Genomic DNA, 381 nt, shown 5'->3' with positions numbered 1-381 from the left:
TGCCGAGATATTAACCGGTCAAAAACAGGGATGTTACTTGAAGTGAATAAAATCATATTTTCAATTCTATTCTGTGTTGCGTTGTTAGGCTGCTCTGAAACTAAGGAACTGGTTGAAACTGTTGAGTACGTGGAAGAAAAACTGGAAGAGAATGAAAAGTTTAAGGAAAACGTGGCTAAAGCTCTTGAAAAGTGCGGAAAGGGAAATGTAGAGAGCGTGACTATTAAGGGATTTACGTGCTTTGAGTAGTCTGAAGGTGAGATGGTCGGCAGCTGTTTCGTGCCGCCAGCAACATAACAAATGGCTGCAGCCGACTCCATAAGCTTTGCTTCGCTTTTGTGATGTTCGCTGCGCTCACATTTTTACACAAAAGCTTAGCGC

The 381-nt window shown here is 42.5% G+C and carries 1 protein-coding gene; it reads left to right on the top strand.

Features of this window, described 5'->3' with window-relative positions:
• Positions 1-249: hypothetical protein (locus tag QSJ80_RS15575; protein WP_285765389.1), on the top strand; the 249-nt coding region annotated here is incomplete at its 5' end.
• Positions 250-381 lie beyond the last annotated feature (132 nt).

The sequence above is a fragment of the Biformimicrobium ophioploci genome (genome assembly GCF_030270605.1).
Classification (GTDB): Bacteria; Pseudomonadota; Gammaproteobacteria; order Pseudomonadales; family Cellvibrionaceae; genus Biformimicrobium; species Biformimicrobium ophioploci.
This window is presented reverse-complemented; position numbering and strand designations above follow the sequence as displayed.